Here is a 23,168-nt window from a genome sequence, read left to right on the forward strand (position 1 = left end):
ATCGTATGCAAGTCTATTGCTTGTGTTCGCCGATCAGATGCATGGAGTCATACTCCGCTTGATTTCTGGCGTGGCGTTTAATCACTAGCCACATTATTAGGCTAACAATCAAACCAAATCCGATAATCACAAATTGAACTGGTATATCCAGCCAGATCAGCAGAGAATAAATTAACAACATCACCAAAACAGAGATGTTCTCGTTAAAGTTCTGTACTGCAATGGAGTGGCCTGCAGACATCAGGACGTGACCACGATGCTGCAACAAGGCGTTCATTGGCACTACAAAGTAGCCCGCCAACCAACCTACTAGTATTAATAAAAAATAAGCAGGCAATAAGTTCAGAGATATCTGCAACTTGCCCATTGTAAGGATGCTTATATTGAGAAGCATATCTGAGTTATAGACTGCCATGACGCAGACCACTAGGCCCATAGCAATGCCATAGGGCAGTACCTTTAGGGATTTACGAAGTGGAATACGCCAAGCTGCATATACAGCACCACCGGCAACGCCTACAGCGGAAATGGCTTGCAAAATAGCCCCCTGGGATAGGTTCATATGCAAAGCCACTTGCGCCCACTTAATGACAATAAATTGCAGAGTTGCACCAGCACCCCAAAACAAGGTTGTTACTGCTAGGGAGATTTGACCTAAGCGATCATTCCAGAGTGTCTTAAAGCAAATGGCAAAGTCTTTGACCAATTCAATGGGATTGGTTTTTTGAGAAACATAACGTGCGCCAGTATCGGGAATCTTTAGGTTAATGAGTGCGGCAACGACATAAATCATCATGATGATCAGAATTGCGGACTCAGCCGGCGTATCAATGCCAGTATCAAATGTAGGCATGTCAAGGGCTAAAAGACTTTGAGATACGGTGCTACTAATGAGAACGCCACCTAAAACGGTGCCTAAAATGATTGAGCTTACCGTTAATCCCTCGATCCAACCATTAGCAGCAACTAATTTTTCAGGTGGCAGAAGTTCGGTCAGAATCCCATATTTAGCTGGTGAGTAAGCGGCGGCACCTAGGCCAACGATGGCGTAGGCCATTAAAGGATGGCTACCGAACAACATGGTCACGCAGCCAACAAACTTAATAGTATTGGTGATGAACATGACATTGCCCTTGGGGCGGGAGTCTGCAAAGGCACCTACAAAGGCGGCCAGAAGAACGTAGGACAATACAAAGAACAATTTGAGCAGCGGCGTCATCCAGGCCGGAGCTTGAAGCTGGGCCAAGAGCGCAATAGCGGCAATTAGGAGAGCATTATCGGCAAGCGACGAAAAAAATTGCGCCGCCATAATGATGTAAAAGCTACGGTTCATTCGTACAATCTAGTCATTACTGCAATTAAAGCATGAAAGGAGGGGTGAAAATGGGTGATTCAGCTAACGGCCTGATTAATAGACCAATTTTGGCATCTATTGATATTGCCGCCTTTCAGCATAATTTAAACCGAGTTCGGGAATTGGCGCCAGAATCCAAAATTTGGTCTGTTATTAAAGCCCGAGCCTATGGCCATTGTTTTGAAGCTGCGCTAAAGGGTCTGTCCTCTACCGATGGCTTTGCCTTGTTAGACATACAGGACGCCGCCTGGCTAAGGGAGCATGGCTGGCAGGGGCGCATCCTCCTTTTAGAAGGTTTATTTCATGAAAATGAGCTAAGCCGAGCGGAAGATTTAGCGTGTGACCTTGTGGTCCACTGTGATGCTCAAGTAGATTGGCTGGAGCGATTTAAAGGTAAAAACCATAAGCCTTTAAGTGTTTTTCTAAAGATGAATACCGGCATGAATCGCTTAGGATTTAAGCCCGAGGTTTATCGAACTGTTTTCCATCGCTTGCATGCTACTGGTTATCACATGCATCACATGACCCATTTTGCCAATGCGGATCAAGTGGATCAGTTACCTTCAGTTGGCGGTCAACAAGAGTTATTTAATGAAACGATTGCTGGTTTAAAGGGTGCGACATCGCTAGCAAACTCTGCAGCTATTTTGTGGCATCGCAACGCCTTAGGCGATTGGGTACGCCCAGGCATCATGCTCTACGGCGCATCACCAACAGGACTGCATGCTGATATTGAGCATGCCAACCTCAGGGCGGTCATGCAACTTCATAGTGAAATTATCGATATTCAAGATCTTCAAAAAGGTGATCGCATTGGTTATGGTGGTCGTTATGAAGCGCCTCATGCAATGCGTGTTGGCATTGTGGCTTGCGGCTATGCCGATGGTTATCCACGGCACGCAAAAGATGGCACTCCGGTTTGGGTTAGCAACGGTGATCATGGCGTGACTTGCCCACTTGCTGGAAGAGTCTCTATGGATATGCTGGCGATTGATTTAAGCAATGCGCCAAATGCGGGCATCGGTAGCGTTGTTCAACTCTGGGGTGACAAAGTTCCAGTAGATGATGTGGCGCAAATGAGTGGAACCATTGGTTATGAGTTGCTTTGTGCCGTGGCGCCTAGGGTTCCTGTTGAGATCCGGTAGATAAAGAAAATGCCAAGCCGGTAAATAAAAAATCCTCCACAGCGGAGGATTTTTTTGAGAATAAAACAAGCTTACTTATTCCAGAACTGCCACCATCTGCGTTCTTTTTGAACACGTTGACCGGTGATCATCATTTGACTGTCAGGGAAGTTTAATTTGAAGACGCGGGCTGAATCATTGCTGAGATCGACCATACCAAGCTTCTCATAAGACTTAGTGAGTATGTAGAGCGCTTCTTCAACGGCAGGTGCGCGATCATAATCACGAATAACTAGTTGGGCACGATTGGCTGCGGCCAAATAGGCGCCACGCTGATAGTAAAAGCGGGCAACGATAACATCTGCCTCGGCAAGAGAGTTCACGATATAGCGCATGCGATCTAATGCATCTGGAGCGTACTTACTGTCTGGGAAGCGTTCCACTACTATCTTGAATGACTCAAAGGCCTCTTTTGCGGCTTTAGGATCGCGCTCACTGAGATCCTGGCCAGTGAACTTACCAAGCCATCCCAAGTCATCATTAAAAGTAATGAGACCTTTCAAGTAATAGGCGTAATCAAGACTCGGACTGCCTTGATGTAATTTAATAAAGCGATCAATCGCAACCAGTGCTTGAGTTTGCTCTTGCGCTTTCCAGTAGCAATAAGCAGAGTTAATTTGTGCTTGTTGTGAATAGGGCCCGAAAGGAAAGCGTGCCTCTAATTTTTCAAAGTACTTGCCGCACTTAGCAAAGTCAGCATCATTGAGCTTGTCAGTGGCTTCAGAGTAGAGTTTTGCCTCCGACCAAATATCGGTGTCATCTTTGCTGCCATCGCTACCTGCGCATCCACCCAAAAGCATTAATGTAAACATGAAGGCTAAAAGTAGGGCAAATGGAGTGCCACTTACATGAAAGCTCTTTTTTTGTGAGGAATAATTCCCAGCAAGCCTTAAACTGGCGTCTGATATTACGTCGGACATAACTGAAAGGCTCTCTAAGCGTGGCATTGCCGCAAACTCCTGATTCGAATCCCATTGATTATATCGATGATGAGGATTTTATCTCCCTAGATATCCCTTTGGAGATGGCTGGCGAGCGCTTGGACAAGGTGCTAGCAGGGTCTTTGCCTGATTATTCACGTAATCGCCTTAAAGCCTGGGTTGAGGCTGGGGCCGTTATGGTCGATGGAAGGGTTACTAGAGCCCGCTATTTGCTCCATGGCGGCGAGAGCGTTAAGGTCTTTCCTCAGGAAATGCCGGAGCAATTTGCCTTCAGCCCTGAAAATATCCCCTTGGATGTGGTTTACGAGGATGAGGCCATTATTGTGGTCAATAAGCCACCAGGCCTAGTGGTTCACCCAGCAGCTGGAAATTGGTCTGGAACCCTGTTAAATGGTCTCTTACATCGCTATCCAGAGCTCAAGTCACTCCCAAGGGCGGGAATTGTTCATCGCCTGGATAAGGACACCTCAGGTCTGATGGTCGTGGCGAGAACATCGCATGCCCAAACCTCCCTGGTACGTCAACTTCAAGAAAGAACGGTGGGACGTCGCTATTTGGCTTGGGTGTGGGGTGATGCCCCTAGTCAAGGCAAAGTCCTAGCTTCGGTAGGGCGCGATCAGCGAGATCGCCTCAAGATGGCCGCAGGCAGTCCACAAGGAAAACCGGCGGCTACTTTATTTCGACGCTTGGCCAAAGGTTTGGTCGGAGAGGCTCCTGTTGCCTTGTTGGAGTGTCGCCTGGAAACGGGGCGTACGCATCAAATTCGCGTCCATCTAGAATCACTCGGCTTTCCGTTGGTGGGGGACCCGGTCTACCGCAAAAAAGCTCCGGGCGCGGCTAAAAATCTTTCATTTAATCGCCAGGCTTTACATGCCTTTGCTTTAAGTCTTCAACATCCAGTGAAGCATGAATTAATGACTTGGTTCCGCTTGCCACCACAGGATTTATTGGACTTATTACCGCAAGTTGGAATGAGTGACGAAGTTCTGCCGAAAGAATCTGTCGTGTTGGCCTCTATTGAAAATGAGTCACGCTGATGAGTTTGGTTGAGCCTCAATGGCCCGCCCCAAAGTCGGTGCACACACGAGTAAGCACAAGGTTGGGCGGGGTAAGTCAAGCCCCATATGATTCTCTAAATCTGGGGAATCATGTAGGTGACCGGACTGAGGCTGTTTTGCTTAATAGAACAATTTTTACTAAAGGGATGCCAGGCGAACCTATCTGGTTAAAGCAGACTCACCGAACAACAGTAAGCACTCCGAATAGTCGAGACTTAAACCGAGGGATGTCAATTGAGGCAGATGCCTCGGTCACTAACGTTCCTGAAGAGGTTTTGGTCATCATGACGGCAGATTGCTTGCCAGTGTTATTTACTAACTCCAAAGGTACTACAGTGGGTGCCGCGCATGCTGGCTGGAGGGGTCTTTGTACTGGAATTCTGGAAAACACCATTACTGAGCTGCTCAAAATTTCTGACGGATCCACTGCTGCAGACTTCATGGCTTGGTTAGGACCAGCAATTGGACCCGAATCATTTGAAGTTGGGGAGGATGTTGTGAAGTCGTTTCAAGACTCCGGCCCTCCTGTTCCAAAGAATGCATTCACTGAAATATCCCATAAACCTGGAAAGTTTCTGGCGGATATCTACATGCTGGCTCGAGCGCGTTTAGAGGCTTGTGGCATAAAAATGATTTTTGGCGGTGAATATTGCACCGTTCGAGATCAGCAGCAGTTTTTCTCTTATCGTCGTGATGGTGAAACTGGAAGATTTGCCTCAGCTATCTGGATTGAAAAATAGCTTGTACACAAAAGCATGCGGGTTAGTACTAGCCCGTGCACCAAGCTAGGGTTATTGCGTATAACTCTATAGTGCTTAAGGGCGGAGAATGTCTTTAATTAATTGAAGAGACTACTATGTTTGCAGGCATGAATACCGGTGCAACACCATCTTTGGCACCGCATCATATGGCGCTCATTCCGCCAGAGCGTTTATCTGAAATCCAAAAAGAATATTTCACTGAATTAGCGCACATTGCAACCAATCCTGAAGCGATTGAGGTTAAAGATCGTCGTTTTGCAGGTAAGGCCTGGCACTCATCCTGGAGCAAAGTCATTGCTGCTACTTATTTACTTAATTCCAAGCATCTCATGGAGTTAGCAAAAGCAGTTGAGACGGACGAAAAGTCAAAGCAGAAAATATTATTTACTACTGAGCAAATGATTGATGCTTTGTCACCATCTAACTTTATTGCCACCAATCCAGAGGTATTAGAAAGCATTATTAGCTCCCAAGGACAATCTATTCAAAAAGGGATTGTTAATTTATTGGGGGATATGAAAAAAGGTAAGGTCTCTCAAACAGATGAATCTGCTTTTGAAGTGGGAAAAAATATTGCCACTACAGAGGGTCATGTGGTGTTTCGTAATGAGTTATTCGAGTTAATTCAATACACGCCATTAACAGAACAAGTATTTGAACGCCCTTATTTAATGGTGCCACCGTGCATCAATAAGTATTACATTCTCGATTTACAGCCTGATAACTCTGTAGTGCGTCACATGGTTAGCCAAGGGCATACCGTGTTTTTGGTTTCTTGGAAGAACCCAGATGCTTCCATGGCAGAAGTAAGTTGGGATGATTACGTAGGCAAGGGTGTTATCAAGGCAATTGAAGTCGTAAAAGAAATCGGCGATATCAAGCAAATTAATATTTTAGGATTTTGTGTTGGCGGGACCTTAACCAGCTCTGCGTTGGCTGTCCTGGCAGCCCGAGACGAGCACCCAGCAGCAAGCTTGACGCTCCTAACCACCTTATTGGATTTCACGGATACCGGAATTCTGGATGTCTTTATCGATGAAGGCATGGTGGAGATGCGCGAGAACTCTATTGGCGGTAAGGGCGGTAAGTACGGCATGATGTCAGGCCTCGATTTAGGCAATACCTTTTCATTCTTGCGTCCGAATGATTTGGTATGGAACTACGTAGTGGAGAACTACCTCAAAGGTAATTCACCCCCACCATTTGATTTGTTGTATTGGAATGGCGACTCCACTAATCTTCCTGGCGCAATGTACTGCTGGTACCTTCGACATACCTACTTGCAGAATGATTTAGTGAAGCCCGGCAAAGTAAAAATTTGCGGTGAAAAAGTGGATCTCGGAAAAATCAATTGCCCCGCATATTTATATGCATCCCAAGAAGATCACATTGTTCCTTGGAGGTCTGCTTACGAATCGACTCATCTTCTGAAAGGTAAAAATCGTTTCGTATTAGGCGCTTCTGGACATATTGCGGGTGTGATCAATCCTCCGGCTAAAAATAAGCGTTATTACTTTGAAAATAACAAGATTGCTCCAACAGCCCAGGAGTGGCTAGAGGGGGCAAAACAAATTCCAGGAAGTTGGTGGCCTGATTACACCAAATGGCTTGCGCAATTTGGCGGTGAAATGAAACCAGCAGGTACTACTTTTGGAAATGCTAAGTACAAAAAAATGGATGCGGCACCTGGCGTGTATGTAAAAGAAAAAGCAACGCCAGAACTCAATTAATAATTAACGAAGGTTTTAAAAAGGGGAAAGTAATGTCTCAGAAAGTCGCATATGTAACTGGTGGTATGGGTGGTATTGGTACCGCTATCTGCCAACGTTTAGCTAAAGATGGCTTTAAAGTGATCGCAGGCTGTGGTCCAAATTCTCCGCGTAAAGATCGCTGGATTGGTGAGCAAAAAGCCTTGGGCTATGATTTTATTGCTTCCGAAGGTAATGTTTCCGATTGGGATAGTACGGTCGCTGCCTTTGAGAAGGTTAAGGCTGAAGTAGGTCGTGTAGACGTATTGGTAAATAATGCCGGTATTACCCGTGACAGCGTTTTCCGCAAAATGACCCCAGACGCATGGAAAGCTGTGATTGATACCAACCTGAATTCCTTGTTTAACGTTACCAAACAAGTGATTGATGGCATGGTTGAAAATAACTGGGGCCGGATTATTAATATTTCCTCTGTCAATGGTCAAAAGGGCCAGTTTGGTCAGGCGAACTATTCCACTGCAAAGGCAGGCCTGCACGGCTTTACTATGGCCCTAGCTCAAGAAGTTGCCACTAAGGGCGTTACTGTAAATACGGTGTCCCCTGGTTATATCGGCACTGATATGGTTAAAGCTATCCGCGAAGATGTCCTTGAGAAGATTGTTTCTGGCATTCCAGTCAAGCGTTTGGGCACTCCTGAAGAGATTGCCTCTATCTGCTGCTGGATAGCTTCTGAAGATGGTGGCTATGCTACTGGTGCAGACTTCTCCTTAAACGGCGGTATCCACACTGGTTAATATTGCACTGCAACAATTAATTCAGTATTTGTAGTACGTGCAGTACGCAACACAGCATATTTACCTTTTGGACAACTTAAGGCTAAACTACGCTGATGTTGCGATGCAGTAAATAGTAAGGAAAATACATGGTTACCCGCGCTAAACGAGCTGGCGAAGATCGGCTCATTAAGAAGTATCCGAATCGTCGTCTCTACGACACCCAGACAAGTACATACGTCACGCTATCTGACATCAAAAACTTGGTTATGGCTAATGAAGTATTTAAAGTAGTTGATGCCAAAACTGAAGAAGATTTAACGCGCAATATATTGCTGCAAATTATTCTTGAGGAAGAGGCTGGTGGCGCACCAGTATTTTCATCACAAATGCTTTCGCAAATCATTCGCTTTTATGGAAACTCCATGCAGGGTTTGATGGGTAACTATCTTGAGAAGACCATGCAATCATTTGTGGACATTCACAATAAGCTTGGCGATCAAACGAAGGGTCTCGGTGCTGGCAGTACACCAGAGGCATGGTCACAAATGATGAATCTCCAAAACCCGCTGATGCAAGGCTTGATGGGTAACTACATGGAGCAAAGTAAAGATCTCTTTATCAAAATGCAAGAACAGGTGCAGGGTTCTCAAAATATTTTTGGAAACTTTCCATTTACCCCTCAGCCCAATAAAACTGAAAAAGAATAGTTGTGGCTGGGAAAATTGGATTTGTATCCTTAGGATGCCCTAAGGCACTTGTAGACTCTGAGCTTATCCTGACGCAATTGAGTGCTGAGGGATATGAGACTGCCAAGGATTATTCTGGCGCTGATCTTGTAGTTGTGAACACCTGTGGCTTTATCGACTCCGCCGTGGAAGAAAGTCTTTCTGCTATTGGCGAGGCGCTCGCTGAAAATGGCAAAGTCATTGTGACTGGTTGTCTGGGTGCGAGAAAAAATGCTGACGGTAGCGACCTCATTTCAAGCATTCACCCCAAAGTCCTCGCCGTTACAGGCCCTCATGCTACCGATGAGGTAATGCAAGCCATTCATTTGCATCTGCCTAAGCCGCATGATCCCTTCACGGATTTAGTTCCCCCGGCTGGTGTCAAGCTCACCCCTAAGCATTACGCCTATCTCAAAATTAGTGAAGGCTGTAACCATCGCTGCACTTTCTGCATCATTCCCAATATGCGTGGTGATTTGGTTTCACGGCCGATTGGTGAGGTGTTGCTTGAAGCAAAAAGATTATTTGAGTCTGGCGTAAAAGAGTTGCTAGTTGTTTCTCAGGATACAAGTGCCTATGGTGTTGATATTCAATATCGCACTGGCTTTTGGGATGGCAAACCAGTCAAAACCAAAATGTTTGATTTGGTCAATTCGTTAAATCAAATTGCGCGTGAACATCAGGCCTGGGTCAGATTGCATTACGTTTATCCATATCCACATGTGGATGATGTTTTGCCTTTGATGGCGGAGTTCTCAGAGCATGGTTATGGTGTTCTTCCGTATTTAGATATTCCACTGCAGCATTCGCACCCTGACGTTCTTAAGCGTATGAAGCGTCCAGCGAGTGGCGAGAAGAATTTGGAACGCATCTTAGCGTGGCGTGAGGCCTGTCCCGATTTGGTTGTTCGAAGCACCTTCATTGCAGGCTTTCCCGGGGAAACTGAGGAGGAGTTTGAGCATCTCCTCAATTTCTTGGAAGAGGCTCAAATTGATCGGGCCGGTTGTTTTGCCTACTCTCCTGTTGATGGCGCTACTGCAAACCAATTAGATAATCCAGTTCCTGCTGAATTACGAGAAGAGCGGCGCGCTAGGTTTATGGCTAAAGCCGAAGATATTTCCATCAAACGGCTTGCTAAAAAAATAGGCAAACGCATTCAGGTCATCATTGATCGGGTAGATGAATCTGGCGGAATTGGCAGAACCATTGGCGATGCCCCAGAAATTGATGGTCTAGTGAGGGTTTTGCCCCCTAGCAAGCCTTCTAAGCGCTATCGTGCCGGTGAAATCATCAAGGCTACTGTGATTAGCTCCCAAGGGCATGACCTAATAGCCGAAACTTGACGAATGCAATAAAACTGATAGTAGGATTACTTATTTAGTACAAAGTCAGCCCAACAATTGGGCTTAGCAAAGGGGATTGATATGAGTCGTGATGTCGTTGTCTTAAGTGCAGTTCGCTCCGCAATTGGTACATTTAACGGTGCTCTGAGTAGTTTTGAGCCTTCCGAGCTCGGCGGTATCGTGATGAAAGAGGCGGTAGCACGTTCAGGTGTAGATCCGGCGCTGATTAATTACATCACCGTAGGCAATACTATTCCTACAGATAGCCGCTATGGGTATGTCGCCCGTGTTGCATCGATCCAAGCTGGCTTGCCAATGGAATCAGTAGCAATGGCATTAAATCGTTTGTGTAGCTCTGGCTTGCAAGCAATCGTTACAACCGCACAGCAAATTATGTTGGGTGATTGTGATTACGGTGTTGGTGGTGGCGTTGAAGTAATGTCCCGCGGCATGTATGGCTCCCCAGCGATGCGCAGCGGCGCACGCATGGGCGATACCAAAATGATCGACTTGATGGTTGGTATTTTGACTGACCCATTTGGTGTTGGTCATATGGGCGTTACAGCGGAAAATCTCGTTGAAAAATGGAAGTTAACACGTGATGAGCAAGATGCTCTGGCTATGGAATCCCATCGTCGTGCGGCCAATGCAATTAAAGAAGGTCGCTTTAAATCTCAGATCGTGCCAATCACTATTAAAACTCGTAAGGGTGATGTAGTGTTTGATACCGATGAGCATGTGAAGCCTGAAACTACGATGGAAACACTTGCCAAGATGAAGGCAGTGTTCAAAAAAGAGGGTGGTTCCGTAACGGCTGGTAATGCATCGGGTATTAATGATGGTGCCGCATTCTTTGTATTGGCTGATGCTGAAACAGCAAAGAAAGCTGGTCATAAGCCTATCGCTCGTTTGGTGTCTTATGCAGTAGCTGGAGTTCCAAACCACATCATGGGTGAAGGCCCAATTCCCGCAACCAAATTAGCTCTTGAGCGCGCCGGTCTGAAATTAGATCAAATGGACGTCATTGAGTCTAACGAGGCTTTTGCTGCTCAAGCGTTGGCGGTTACTAAAGGTTTGGGCTTAGATCCGGCCAAGACTAACGTCAACGGTGGTGCAATCGCTTTGGGCCACCCAATTGGCTGTTCTGGCGCAGCGATTGCTACTAAGGCAATCCATGAGTTACACCGCGTTCAAGGTAAATATGCTTTGGTAACAATGTGTATTGGTGGTGGTCAAGGTATCGCTACTATTTTTGAGCGTTTATAAACATAGAAACATAGCTATTACCCCGATCTCTTGGGTACAAGCCTAGGAGATCAGTAGTAAAGCAGCATCTAAGCCGACGCGGTCAAAAGCCGCATCGGCTTTTTCTTTGACGACCGGCTTTGCTTGGTATGCAACACTGATGCCAGAGCCATTCATCATCATCAGATCGTTGGCACCATCACCCATGGTGATGGCATTCGCTTTGGTGCAGCCAAGGCGGATACAGGCTTCGTCCAGATGAGCAGCCTTAGCTACCCCATCAACAATGTCGCCAAGGACTCGACCTGTCAATTTGTTATCCACGATTTCGAGTGTATTAGCCTGCGTTTGTTTAAAGCCAAGTTCTTGACGTAATTTTTCAGTAAAGAAAGTAAACCCCCCTGAAACAAGCAGCGTGTACAAACCGCGCTGATGAGCGCCAGCTAAAAGCTCTGCTGCTCCAGGATTAGGTCGTAAGCGTTCTCGGTAAACAGATTCGAGTGCATCAGCATGTACACCTTCCAAAAGTGCAACGCGCCTAATTAGACTTTCTTTAAAGTCTTTGATTTCGCCGCGCATAGTAGCTTCAGTAATTTCAGCTACAGCGGACTTCTTGCCTGTAAAGTCAGCAATCTCATCAATGCATTCAATATTAATCAACGTTGAATCCATATCCATTGCTAGTACGCAGATGTCTTGTGGTGTCAGATCTGGCTTTAGAAAGCACAGGTCGGCATTAAAGCTTGCTGCAATAGTTCGCAGATGCTCACGTTGAGTTGTATCTAGTTGGGCTCCAGATTCAAAACGCTCAGAGTAGTAGCTTCCATTACTGATTTGACCGCCATTAGAGTGCAACGAAATGCCAAACTTTAAGGCCTGATCTTTTAATGAAAATACGAGCTTATCGGCAATCGGTTCTCTAGATAACGTCACAAGGACTTGGTGTTTAGGCATAGCTGAATAATATCGGATAGTTAGCTTACTTTTGCAGTGCTCAACACTGCGGAATCGTTGAGGCGTCGCAAGATGTTGCGTATAGTGTCAAGGCGTTGTTCTAACTTCTCGAACTCACGGTCTTTCTGAGGAAGTACTTTTAACTTATCCTGACCATTTAGCTGAATGTGCTTAGAAGATTGGATGAGCTGAATGATCTTCATTGGATCAATGGGCGGATTTGGGATGAATTGAATCTGTATAGATGCAGGCGTAGCATCAATCTTTTTAATTCCAAAACCGGTCATCTCTAAACGTAGACGGTGAGTCTCATAAAACGATTTAGCTTGATCAGGAAGGTCGCCGAAACGATCAACCAATTCTTCGCGCAATCCCATTAGCTCTGTGAAATCATTTGTACCTGCAAAACGCTTATATAAGGATAGACGCTCGTGAACGTCAGGGCAGTAGTCCTCTGGAAATAGAGCGGGAACGCCAAGATTTACATCGGTGGTTGCTTGCAATGGCGAGAGTAAATCAGGCTCCTTTCCACTGCGCAGGGACTTAACAGCACGATTGAGCATCTCGGTATAAAGCTGGAAGCCAATCTCATGAATTTCACCGGATTGTTTATCACCTAGGACCTCACCAGCCCCTCGAATTTCTAGATCATGCATAGCTAAGTAGAAGCCAGAGCCAAGCTCTTCCATGGCTTGAATGGCATTAAGACGCAACTGCGCTTGCTTACTGAGTGCCTCAGGATCTGGCACTAGTAAATAAGCATAAGCCTGGTGATGTGAGCGGCCTACACGGCCACGCAGTTGATGTAATTGAGCTAAACCAAACTTGTCGGCGCGGTGCATGATGATGGTATTGGCTGTGGGTACGTCAATACCGGTCTCAATAATCGTGGTGCACAGCAAAATATTGGTACGCTGGGTAACAAATTCACGCATGACCGATTCCAGCTCGCGTTCATGCATCTGTCCGTGTGCAACACTAATGCGCGCCTCTGGAATGAGTTCTTGTAAAAAGTGTTTGCGATTCTGTATCGTTTCAACTTCGTTATGCAGGAAGTAAACCTGGCCGCCACGTTTTATTTCACGAAGCACGGCCTCACGAATAACGCCATCTCCTTCGCGACGAACGAAGGTCTTAATCGCCAGACGTTTCTGTGGGGCAGTGGCAATAATAGAAAACTCACGTAAACCTTCCATAGCCATGCCCAAGGTTCTTGGGATGGGTGTAGCGGTTAGCGTCAGAATATCGACTTCGGCGCGCAATGCCTTGAGAGCATCCTTTTGGCGTACTCCAAAGCGATGTTCCTCATCCACAATCACTAGGCCAAGATTGGCAAATTGCGTCTCCTTGGAAAGTAACTTATGTGTACCAATAATGATGTCCGCATCACCTTTGGCAATGGCCTCTAGGGCTGCATTAATTTCCTTGGTTGTTTTAAAGCGTGACAATTCCACAATGCGTACCGGCCAATCGGCAAAGCGATCTTTCCAGGTGGCCACATGTTGTTCGGCTAGTAGGGTGGTTGGCGCCAAAATGGCAACTTGTTTTCCGCCCATGACTGCAACAAAGCTTGCTCGGAGCGCTACTTCGGTTTTCCCAAAACCAACATCTCCACAGACCAAGCGATCCATTGGCGTACCGCTCGTCATATCGCCAATAACGGCTGCAATAGCATTGGCTTGGTCAGGAGTTTCCTCAAAGCCAAAGCTTTCTGCAAAAGCAGCATAGTCATGAGCTGAGAATTCAAAAGCATGACCCTTGCGTATTGCTCTGGCTGCATACAGACCCAATAGCTCGGCTGCGGTATCTCTAATTTGTTGGGCAGCTTTGCGTTTGGCCTTATCCCATTGGCCCGAGCCTAATTGATGCAGTGGTGCTGAATCAGGGTCAGATCCCGCATAACGCGTAACCATTTGCAGCTGCTGAACAGGAACATACAGTGTAGCTTCACCTGAGTATTGCAAATGCAAAAACTCTTCAAAAATTGGCGCCTCTTTAGGCGGAGCTAAATTCAGAAGTACTAATCCCTGGTAGCGACCAATGCCATGTTCAGCATGAACTACGGGATCGCCAATCTTTAGCTCAGACAGATCCTTAAAGAGCATGTCAGGATCAGCATTCTCATTACTTTTTCCTTTACGCCTCTGTCGTGCTGTTGTGGTGAATAACTCTGCCTCGGTAATGACCAGGAGATTTTCGGCTGGCCATGAAAACCCATTAAAGAGTGGTGCAGTTACCAGCCCAAATAATGAATCGCTCCTAATAAAATCGGCAATACTTTCGAAGCTCCCTGGCTTTAGTGGGTAGAGCACGTTGCCGTCCAGTCCGGCAACCAAATTACTTTCATCAAAGAGTTGTCGAATTGATTCTTTACGACCCGCACTATCGCTACAAACAAGTACGCGAACCGTTTCAGATGACACTACTTTGCGCAATAGGTTGATCGGATCTGTATCGCGGCGATGCACGGCAATATCCGGTACCGCTAGGAATTGACTTTTCTCGGCACCGTCCTTTTCAAGCGTTAGTCGTGCGTACGATTTAGAGGTGCTGAAAAATTCATCGACATCAAGAAATAATTCTTTTGGAGGAAGGATGGGGCGATCAAGATCGTGTTTGAGGAACTCATAACGAGAAAGTGTGTCCTTCCAAAACCCTTTGATAGTTTCTTCAACATCACCAATGCTGACAAGCCATACGGGATCGCCTGAGCGAGGGAAGTAATCAAAAAGATTGGATTTCTCTTCAAAGAAGAGAGGTAGGTAGGATTCAATGCCTGCGCTAGGTATGCCTTGGTTGGCATCTTTGTAAATGGAGCAGCGACTTGGATCACCCTCAAACACCTCTCTCCAGCGACCTCTAAAAGCGGTTCGTGAAGCATCATCAAATGGAAATTCATGGCCAGGAAGAAGGCGGACTTCCTTGACGGGGTAAAGGCTTCGTTGCGTATCCGGATCAAACGCCCGAATCTGTTCAATTTCATCACCAAAGAGATCTAATCTGTATGGCAGATTCGATCCCATTGGAAATAAATCAAACAAACCACCCCGAATACTATATTCACCTGGACGCATTACGGCGCTCACAGGATCATAGCCAGCTTGTTGCAGTTGCAGCTTTAGGGCAGCTTCATTGAGTTTGTCACCTTGCCGAAAGAAAAAAGTATGGCCAGATAAAAAGTTCGGCGGCCCCAATCTTTGCAAAGCAGTTGTCACTGGAACCAAAACAATGTCGCAACTACCATTCAGCAATTCATACAGAGTGGCGAGTCGTTCTGAAACCAAATCTTGATGCGGTGAAAAATGGTCATAGGGAAGAATTTCCCAATCAGGCAAAAGCCTGGTTATTAGCTGCGGAGCAAAAGCGGGAATTTCTTCTAGAAGCCTCTGGGCTTCCTGGGCTTGAGCGCAAAAAATGACCATCACTGAAAACTGATCGCGGTAGCGCAGGGCGGTTTGAGCGATTAAGGCAGCATCTGCCGAGCCTACCAGGCCCGAAAAGGTAAAGCGCTGCCCAGCCCGTGGAGCGGGTATGGGGGGTGCTGGATTTAATGCATCAGACATCTGCGCTCATTATAGAATCAGGTATGCACTCCGGAAATCATTCCATTAAGAAATGCCATGCCCTTTTACCAACAGCAGGGACTGGCTCGCGCCTAGGTGGTGAGTTGCCTAAGCAGTTTCAGCAGCTAGCCGGCAAACCCATGGTCTCTTATGCGCTAGAAGCCTTTAAGGGATCTCCGCTGATCCAGTCTATTTGGATTGGTGTCAGCCCTGGCTTTATCGAGAACCCCATCTTAGGAACTATCGCCAACACTGGGGCTGATATACATGTTGTAGCAACTGGTGGACCAACTCGACAAGAAACGGTCCGAAATACTCTAGCTGCAATGCTAAAGGCTGGAATTCCTGAGGATGACTGGATACTGGTTCATGATGCAGCTAGACCAGGTATCACCCCGGCATTAATTGAGAAACTCATTCACTCAGTACAGGCATCTAATAGTGGTGGCATCCTAGCTGTTCCCTTGGCTGATACCTTAAAACAGGCTGATCTAGATTCAGTGATTGCTGGAAACATCCCACACTCAGAGAGAACTATTCCACGCGAGCATCTCTGGCAAGCGCAAACGCCACAGATGTTTGGATTAAAACAATTGCATGATGCCCTTCAGGATGCTATCCGCCTTGAAGCTGACGTTACTGATGAGGCTAGCGCAATCGAGTTAACTGGAGCTAAACCTTTATTGATTGAAGGTGCCGCTCGTAACTTTAAGGTTACCCATCCAGCCGATTGGGAGTTAATGCAATTGCTGTTAAGTTCCCGCGCCAAACAATGAGAAATCCAATATGACTCAAAGCAATCCCCATATTCCGCAATTTCGCATTGGTCAGGGTTACGATGTGCATGCATTAGTAGCAGACCGAAAGTTGATTCTGGGTGGAGTCCACGTGCCTTATGAAAAGGGTTTATTGGGCCACTCCGATGCTGATGCCTTACTGCATGCATTAACTGACGCTTTATTGGGGGCTGCGGGCTTAAATGATATTGGGCAGTTATTTCCGGATACTGATCCTCAATTTAAGGATATGGATAGTCGAATCTTGCTCAGAGCGGCCTTGCAAAAGATCCAGGCAGCGGCATTTCAGATTGGCAACGTAGATGCCACGATTATTTGCCAAAAGCCGAAATTGGCGGATTTTTTGCCAGAAATGGTCCGCAATATTGCTGCAGATTTGGCTGTGACCCCCAGTCACGTCAATCTTAAGGCTAAGACAAATGAATCCCTGGGCCATTTAGGTAGAGGCGAGGGCATTGCCGTCCACGCCGTTGCTTTGCTCTACAAGGCCTAAAAGATTCTCTAAAACCCTAGGCATTGTAGAATTACGGTCTTTAGAGTGAAGTCTAGGCTTGGCAGTTTGCGGATATCGCGAGGATGGCGAAATTGGTAGACGCACCAGGTTTAGGTCCTGACGCCAGAAATGGTGTGGGGGTTCGAGTCCCCCTCCTCGCACCACAAGATTGCTACTTGGCTTGGACTTCACATTTCCAGATTTCAATTAAGAGACGAGAATGGCTGTGCAGATAGAAAATTTAGGTTCACTAGACCGCAAAATGACTTTGGAATTCGCTCGTGCCGATTTGGCAAAAGCGCGGGAAGCCCGTTTAGCTAAAGTTGGTAAGACCATGAAAATGGCCGGCTTCCGCCCAGGCAAGGTACCAAAGAATCTCGTTGAAAAACAACATGGCATGCAAGTGGACTTCGAGCTCCAGTTTGATAAAGCTGCTGAACTCTTTTATGACCAAGCCCAAAAAGAAGGTGTTGCTTTAGCTGGTCAACCACGTCTTGAGCCAAAGAGTGAAATCGATGCCGACAAGATTGTTTTTGATGCCTTCTTTGAAGTGTTGCCAGAAGTAAAAATTGGTGACTTTAGTAAGGCGGAAGTTACCAAACACACAACCGATATTGGCGAAGCAGAAATTGACCGCGCCTTAGATGTGCTGCGTAAACAACAGGTTCATTACCACCCACGCGGTGAGGCTGGTGCTCATGGCGATGGCGGCTCTAATCTTGAAGCTCAAAATGGTGACCAAGTGGTGATTGATTTTGTTGGCAAGATTGATGGAGTTGAGTTTGCCGGTGGTAAAGCAGAAAACTTTGAATACGTTCTGGGTGAAGGGCGCATGCTGCCTGAGTTTGAAGCTGCAACATTGGGACTTAAAGCAGGTGAGAGCAAATCTTTCCCATTAAGTTTCCCTGCTGATTATCACGGTAAAGACGTTGCAGGCAAAACTGCTGAGTTCACTATTACTGTGAAATCAGTAAATTGGCCGCATCTACCCGCCGTTGATGATGCATTTGCATTGTCTTTAGGTGTTACTGAAGGCGGCGTTGCGAAAATGCGTGCTGAAGTAAAAGAGAATTTAGATCGCGAAGTAAAACGTCGTATTACTTCTTTGCTCAAGAATGAAGTGATGGACAAGCTCAATAGCTTGTGCGAACTTGATGTTCCCAAGTCTTTAGTCGCCTCCGAGCAAGAGCGCTTAGTTGAAGGCGCCCGTCAAGACTTAATGCAACGCGGCGTTCCGAATGCTAAAGATGCTCCAATCCCTGCTGAGATTTTTGCGGAGCAAGCTACCAAGCGTGTTCGTCTTGGTTTGATTTTGAGTGAGCTAGTTAAGAAGCAAAATCTGGCCGCTACTGCGGATCAAATTAAAGCCGAAATTGACGAGCAAGCTGCTACATACGAAGATCCAAAAGAAGTGGTGCGTTGGTTCTACAGCAATCCAAGTCGCTTGAAGGATATCGAAAACCTCGTGCTTGAAGATAATGTGATTAAGTATTTCACATCCCAAGCCAAGGTAATTGATAAAGCGGTTACCTTCGAAGAACTCAGCAAGCTAAACTAAGTCAACTACTAAGTCATCTATTTACCCACAAGAGGTTTCGTTATGATCTACAACCATTCTCAGTCTGAAAATCTAGAACCAAAAGGCTTGGGCTTGGTTCCAATGGTGATTGAAACCTCTGGTAGAGGCGAGCGTGCTTACGACATTTACTCTAGATTATTGCGTGAACGAGTAGTTTTTTTGGTTGGGGAGGTCAACGACCAAACTGCTAATTTGGTAATCGCGCAATTGCTGTTCCTTGAGAGTGAAAATCCAGATAAAGAAATTTCTCTGTATATCAACTCTCCAGGCGGCTCAGTTTCTGCGGGATTGGCTATTTACGACACAATGCAATTCATAAAGCCTCATGTCAGCACATTGTGCATGGGAATGGCTGCAAGTATGGGCGCATTTTTATTGTGTGCCGGTGAAAAAGGTAAGCGTTATGCTTTGCCAAACTCACGTGTCATGATTCACCAGCCATTAGGTGGTGCACGTGGTCAAGCATCTGACATTGAGATTCAAGCTCGTGAGATTTTGTATTTGCGTGAGCGCTTGAACAAAATTTTGGCTGACCGCACCGGTCAATCAATCGAAACGATTGCCAAGGATACTGATCGCGACAACTTTATGTCTGCAGAGCAAGCTCGTGACTATGGCTTGATCGACAAGGTTATCGAGAAACGTCCTTAAACCTTCATAAATATATACAGAGCCCATTTTGAGCGATACCAACACTACGAATTCAGCAGACAAAGTTCTGTATTGCTCTTTTTGCGGCAAGAGTCAGCATGAAGTAAAAAAACTGATTGCTGGTCCATCTGTTTTTATTTGCGATGAGTGCATTGATCTTTGCACAGATATCATTCAAGAAGAAATTGCCAAGCTTCCTAAGGAAGAGGGCGATGATTCTTTACCAACGCCACATCAAATTCGTGAAAACTTGGACCAATACGTTATTGGTCAAGATCATGCCAAAAAAACATTAGCAGTTGCCGTATACAACCACTACAAGCGCCTACAGTATTTACCTAAGCCTAAAAAAGAGAAACTGGATAAGGACGGCAAGCCAGTAGAGGGTACAGAAAAGAAAGAATCTAAGCTCCCCGCTAAAGCAATGGTTGATGGTGTAGAGCTTGCAAAGAGCAATATCTTGTTGATTGGTCCTACTGGCTCAGGTAAAACATTATTGGCCCAGACATTGGCTCGTATGTTGGATGTCCCATTTGTGATGGCTGATGCAACTACCTTAACTGAAGCAGGTTATGTCGGTGAAGACGTTGAAAACATCATTCAAAAATTATTGCAAGCTTGCGACTACAACGTAGAAAAAGCACAGCGCGGAATTGTCTATATTGATGAGATTGATAAGATTTCACGCAAGTCGGATAACCCGTCTATTACCCGTGATGTATCTGGTGAGGGTGTGCAGCAAGCGCTGTTAAAGCTGGTTGAAGGCACGATGGCTTCTGTGCCACCTCAAGGTGGACGCAAGCATCCTAATCAAGATTTCTTGCAAGTAGATACAACGAATATTTTGTTTATTTGTGGTGGTGCATTTGATGGACTTGAAAAAGTCATTCAGCAGCGTACTGCTAAAACAGGTATTGGATTCAATGCAACTGTTCCTGGTAAAGATGACCGCGGTGTAAGTGATCTCTTGATTGAAGTTGAGCCAGAAGATCTTATTAAGTTTGGCTTGATTCCAGAGTTGATTGGACGCTTGCCCGTTGTTGCGACTTTGGCTCAATTGGATGAAGAGGCTTTAATTCAGATTCTGACTGAACCTAAAAATGCCTTAGTTAAGCAATATCAGGCGCTTTTAACTATGGAGGGCTCTGACCTCGAAGTACGTCGCGAGGCATTATCTGCCATTGCCAAGAAGGCAATCGCCCGCAAAACTGGTGCTCGTGGCCTGAGATCCATCCTTGAAGGTTCTTTGATGGATGTCATGTATGACCTACCATCCCTGAAGAATGTCCAAAAAGTTGTGATAGACGAAAGTAGCATTGCTGATGGCGGAAAACCACTTTTAGTCTACAAACATGATGCTGATCAGGCGGATTTAAGCAAAAAAGCATAAATTCTTAGGGTTTTTGCTATTTTTGGGGCATTTTTGCCCCGTTTTTGTCTTTTTACCCCTTGTTTTTCTCTAAAGCCCACCCATATAGGTAGTATGCTACTTATGAATAATGTCTGTATTTAGTGGTTGTTAATTCAATTGCTACTAATGAAGACTTTTGAGGTTTGATTACTTTGGAGGATTTGCCCCATGCCTGGCCACTTATTACTACCCTCTGAACCGATTCAACTACCTTTACTCCCTTTAAGGGACGTAGTTGTATTTCCTCATATGGTGATTCCACTCTTTGTGGGTCGCCCTAAATCGATTAAAGCGCTCGAAGCGGCTATGGAAACGGGCAAAAACGTTCTTTTGGTGGCTCAAAAAACGGCTGCTAAAGATGAGCCCGTCATTGAGGATCTCTATGAGGTGGGCTGTATCGCCAATATTTTGCAGATGCTCAAGTTGCCTGATGGCACTGTAAAAGTGCTTGTTGAAGGTGTTCAGCGCGCTGAAGTTAGTCAAATTGAAGATAGTCTTGGTTACTTCAATTGCGAAGCTACACCAACTGCCATCAATGCAATTGACGCGCATGAAACAGAGGCTTTGCGTCGCGCAATCATGGCGCAGTTTGATCAATACGTAAAACTCAATAAAAAAGTTCCTCAAGAGATACTCTCTTCTCTGGGCGGAATAGATGATCCAAGTCGTTTGGCTGACACCATCTGCGCTCATCTACCTGTGAAGCTAGAGCAAAAACAACGCTTACTTGAAATGATGGATGTTGTACAACGCTTGGAAAGTTTGTTGGCTGATCTGGAAAGTGAGATTGATATTCTTCAGGTTGAGAAGCGTATTCGTGGACGTGTAAAGCGTCAGATGGAAAAGAGTCAGCGCGAGTACTATCTCAATGAACAGGTAAAAGCGATTCAGAAAGAGTTGGGTGAAGGCGAAGAGGGCGCTGATCTCGAAGAGCTCGAGAAGCGTATCAAGGCTGCGCGCATGCCTAAGGAAGCATTGAAAAAGGCAGAATCAGAACTTAAGAAGCTTAAGTTGATGTCGCCCATGTCTGCAGAGGCAACAGTCATCCGTAACTTTATTGATACGCTGGTGAATCTACCCTGGAAGAAAAAAACCAAGATTAACAACGACCTTACTAATGCTGAGAAAGTATTGGATGAGGATCACTATGGCTTGGATAAGGTCAAGGAACGCATTTTGGAGTACCTAGCAGTTCAACAACGTGTTGATCGTGTCAAGGCCCCAATTCTTTGTTTAGTCGGCCCTCCTGGTGTTGGTAAAACTTCTTTAGGTCAATCTATTGCGCGTGCGACCAATCGAAAATTTGTCCGCATGGCCTTAGGCGGTGTGCGTGATGAATCTGAGATTCGTGGTCACCGTCGTACCTATATTGGTTCGATGCCTGGTAAGATTTTGAGTAGCCTTACCAAGGTGGGCGTTCGCAATCCTTTATTCCTTCTAGATGAAGTAGACAAGATGGGTATGGATTTCCGCGGTGATCCAGCTAGTGCCTTGTTGGAGGTTTTAGATCCAGAACAAAATCACACCTTCCAAGATCACTATGTAGAGGTTGACTTTGATCTCTCAGATGTGATGTTTGTCGCTACCTCGAACTCCTTGAATATTCCTGGCCCATTGTTAGATCGTCTTGAGATTATTCGCCTGGCTGGATATACCGAGGATGAAAAGACCAGTATTGCTGTGAATTATTTGATTCCTAAACAAATCAAAAATAATGGCTTAAAGAAGGACGAGCTCAAGATTGAAGATAGCGCAGTTCGTAATATGATTCGTTACTATACGCGTGAGGCTGGCGTGCGTTCTTTAGAACGTGAAATCAGCAAGATTTGCCGCAAAGTAGTAAAGCTATTGCTCTTAAAAAAAGAAGCTGCCCCGATTGTTGTGAATGCGGATAATTTAGAGAAATTCTTATCGGTACGCATGTATGACTTTGGTTTGGCCGGAAAAGAAAATCAAGTTGGTCAGGTTACCGGTTTGGCTTGGACTGAAGTGGGTGGTGATTTGCTCACCATCGAAGCTGCTGTGATGCCAGGTAAGGGTGTTATTACCCGCACCGGTTCTATTGGCGATGTGATGAAAGAATCCGTTGAGGCTGCTAGAACGGTAGTTCGCTCTAGATCTAAACGACTTGGCATTACGGATGAGGCTTTTGAGAAGAAGGATATTCATATTCACTTCCCAGATGGCGCAACACCAAAGGATGGCCCATCTGCTGGTATTGCGATTACGACAGCCTTGGTATCCGTCTTTACTGGGATTCCGATTCGTTCAGATGTCGCCATGACAGGTGAAATTACGTTACGTGGTGAAGTGCTACCTATTGGCGGATTAAAAGAGAAGCTTTTGGCTGCTCATCGTGGTGGTATTAAGCTTGCCTTAATTCCTGAAGAGAACGTCAAAGACCTGATTGATATTCCAGACAATGTTAAGAATGCAATTGAGATTATTCCAGTTCGTTGGATCGATAAAGTATTGGAATTGGCTTTAGAACGTATGCCCGAAGCCTTGCCAGATCCTTCGCCTGAAGAGTTGGCTAAAAAGGCCGCTGAAGCCAGTAAGGCAAATGAAAAGGGTGCTGCTTCAGACGTTCTTAAGCACTGAAAATAGGGTGATTTTTCGTTAAA

18 protein-coding genes and 1 tRNA gene are annotated in these 23,168 nt (G+C 45.7%); 15 read left to right on the plus strand and 4 right to left on the minus strand.

Annotated elements, in window-relative coordinates:
• Window positions 1–13 precede the first annotated feature (13 nt).
• Window positions 14–1,333 (minus strand): lysophospholipid transporter LplT, encoded by a 1,320-nt coding sequence (gene lplT, locus ICE90_RS06385; protein ID WP_216191563.1) that lies wholly within the window; start codon window positions 1,331–1,333, stop codon window positions 14–16.
• 50 nt (window positions 1,334–1,383) lie between these two features.
• On the opposite strand from lplT, the gene alr reads away from it, so the two are divergent.
• On the plus strand, window positions 1,384–2,499 hold the full coding sequence (alr, locus tag ICE90_RS06390) for an alanine racemase (protein ID WP_216863849.1): 1,116 nt from the start codon (window positions 1,384–1,386) through the stop codon (window positions 2,497–2,499).
• 71 nt (window positions 2,500–2,570) lie between these two features.
• Here the strand turns inward: alr and ICE90_RS06395 are convergent, their stop codons facing one another.
• Window positions 2,571–3,458: an outer membrane protein assembly factor BamD gene (locus ICE90_RS06395; RefSeq protein WP_216191566.1), complete on the minus strand. Its 888-nt coding sequence runs from the start codon at window positions 3,456–3,458 to the stop codon at window positions 2,571–2,573.
• 20 nt (window positions 3,459–3,478) lie between these two features.
• On the opposite strand from ICE90_RS06395, the gene ICE90_RS06400 reads away from it, so the two are divergent.
• The 7 genes from ICE90_RS06400 to ICE90_RS06430 all read left to right on the plus strand — a co-directional run bounded on the left by ICE90_RS06400 (window position 3,479) and on the right by ICE90_RS06430 (window position 11,117).
• Window positions 3,479–4,516 (plus strand): RluA family pseudouridine synthase, encoded by a 1,038-nt coding sequence (locus tag ICE90_RS06400; protein WP_370624653.1) that lies wholly within the window; start codon window positions 3,479–3,481, stop codon window positions 4,514–4,516.
• On the plus strand, window positions 4,516–5,277 hold the full coding sequence (pgeF, locus tag ICE90_RS06405; protein ID WP_216191568.1) for a peptidoglycan editing factor PgeF: 762 nt from the start codon (window positions 4,516–4,518) through the stop codon (window positions 5,275–5,277). Before ICE90_RS06400 ends, pgeF begins: the two co-directional genes overlap by 1 nt.
• Before the next feature lie 116 nt (window positions 5,278–5,393).
• Window positions 5,394–7,028 (plus strand): class I poly(R)-hydroxyalkanoic acid synthase, encoded by a 1,635-nt coding sequence (phaC, locus tag ICE90_RS06410; RefSeq protein WP_216191569.1) that lies wholly within the window; start codon window positions 5,394–5,396, stop codon window positions 7,026–7,028.
• A gap of 32 nt (window positions 7,029–7,060) precedes the next feature.
• Window positions 7,061–7,801 (plus strand): 3-ketoacyl-ACP reductase, encoded by a 741-nt coding sequence (locus ICE90_RS06415; protein ID WP_072582397.1) that lies wholly within the window; start codon window positions 7,061–7,063, stop codon window positions 7,799–7,801.
• A gap of 128 nt (window positions 7,802–7,929) precedes the next feature.
• On the plus strand, window positions 7,930–8,490 hold the full coding sequence (gene phaR / locus ICE90_RS06420; protein ID WP_215322134.1) for a polyhydroxyalkanoate synthesis repressor PhaR: 561 nt from the start codon (window positions 7,930–7,932) through the stop codon (window positions 8,488–8,490).
• Window positions 8,491–8,492: 2 nt separating this feature from the next.
• A complete protein-coding gene (gene rimO / locus ICE90_RS06425) occupies window positions 8,493–9,851 on the plus strand; it encodes a 30S ribosomal protein S12 methylthiotransferase RimO (protein ID WP_215322136.1) in 1,359 nt (452 codons plus the stop codon).
• A gap of 81 nt (window positions 9,852–9,932) precedes the next feature.
• A complete protein-coding gene (locus ICE90_RS06430) occupies window positions 9,933–11,117 on the plus strand; it encodes an acetyl-CoA C-acyltransferase family protein (RefSeq protein ID WP_215322138.1) in 1,185 nt (394 codons plus the stop codon).
• Between the two features lie 42 nt (window positions 11,118–11,159).
• Here ICE90_RS06430 and serB read toward each other — a convergent pair whose 3' ends face one another.
• Window positions 11,160–12,050 (minus strand): phosphoserine phosphatase SerB, encoded by an 891-nt coding sequence (gene serB / locus ICE90_RS06435; protein ID WP_215322140.1) that lies wholly within the window; start codon window positions 12,048–12,050, stop codon window positions 11,160–11,162.
• Window positions 12,051–12,070: 20 nt separating this feature from the next.
• Window positions 12,071–15,613, minus strand: a complete 3,543-nt coding sequence (mfd, locus tag ICE90_RS06440) for a transcription-repair coupling factor (RefSeq protein WP_216191570.1) — start codon at window positions 15,611–15,613, stop codon at window positions 12,071–12,073.
• 23 nt (window positions 15,614–15,636) lie between these two features.
• Here mfd and ispD point away from each other — a divergent pair, with 23 nt between their 5' ends.
• The 7 genes from ispD to lon all read left to right on the plus strand — a co-directional run bounded on the left by ispD (window position 15,637) and on the right by lon (window position 23,145).
• Window positions 15,637–16,389 (plus strand): 2-C-methyl-D-erythritol 4-phosphate cytidylyltransferase, encoded by a 753-nt coding sequence (gene ispD / locus ICE90_RS06445; protein WP_215322143.1) that lies wholly within the window; start codon window positions 15,637–15,639, stop codon window positions 16,387–16,389.
• A gap of 10 nt (window positions 16,390–16,399) precedes the next feature.
• Window positions 16,400–16,903: a 2-C-methyl-D-erythritol 2,4-cyclodiphosphate synthase gene (gene ispF, locus ICE90_RS06450; RefSeq protein ID WP_215322145.1), complete on the plus strand. Its 504-nt coding sequence runs from the start codon at window positions 16,400–16,402 to the stop codon at window positions 16,901–16,903.
• Window positions 16,904–16,980: 77 nt separating this feature from the next.
• Window positions 16,981–17,067 (plus strand) — tRNA-Leu (locus ICE90_RS06455).
• A gap of 56 nt (window positions 17,068–17,123) precedes the next feature.
• Window positions 17,124–18,461 (plus strand): trigger factor, encoded by a 1,338-nt coding sequence (gene tig, locus ICE90_RS06460; RefSeq protein ID WP_216191579.1) that lies wholly within the window; start codon window positions 17,124–17,126, stop codon window positions 18,459–18,461.
• A gap of 42 nt (window positions 18,462–18,503) precedes the next feature.
• Window positions 18,504–19,133, plus strand: a complete 630-nt coding sequence (gene clpP, locus ICE90_RS06465; protein ID WP_072582405.1) for an ATP-dependent Clp endopeptidase proteolytic subunit ClpP — start codon at window positions 18,504–18,506, stop codon at window positions 19,131–19,133.
• Between the two features lie 28 nt (window positions 19,134–19,161).
• Window positions 19,162–20,523 (plus strand): ATP-dependent Clp protease ATP-binding subunit ClpX, encoded by a 1,362-nt coding sequence (gene clpX / locus ICE90_RS06470; protein ID WP_216191581.1) that lies wholly within the window; start codon window positions 19,162–19,164, stop codon window positions 20,521–20,523.
• A gap of 189 nt (window positions 20,524–20,712) precedes the next feature.
• Entirely contained in the window at window positions 20,713–23,145 is a 2,433-nt protein-coding gene (lon, locus tag ICE90_RS06475; RefSeq protein WP_215322156.1) for an endopeptidase La, read from the plus strand.
• Window positions 23,146–23,168 lie beyond the last annotated feature (23 nt).

The sequence above is a fragment of the Polynucleobacter sp. AP-RePozz3-80-G7 genome (assembly GCF_018882145.1).
Taxonomy (GTDB): Bacteria; Pseudomonadota; Gammaproteobacteria; order Burkholderiales; family Burkholderiaceae; genus Polynucleobacter.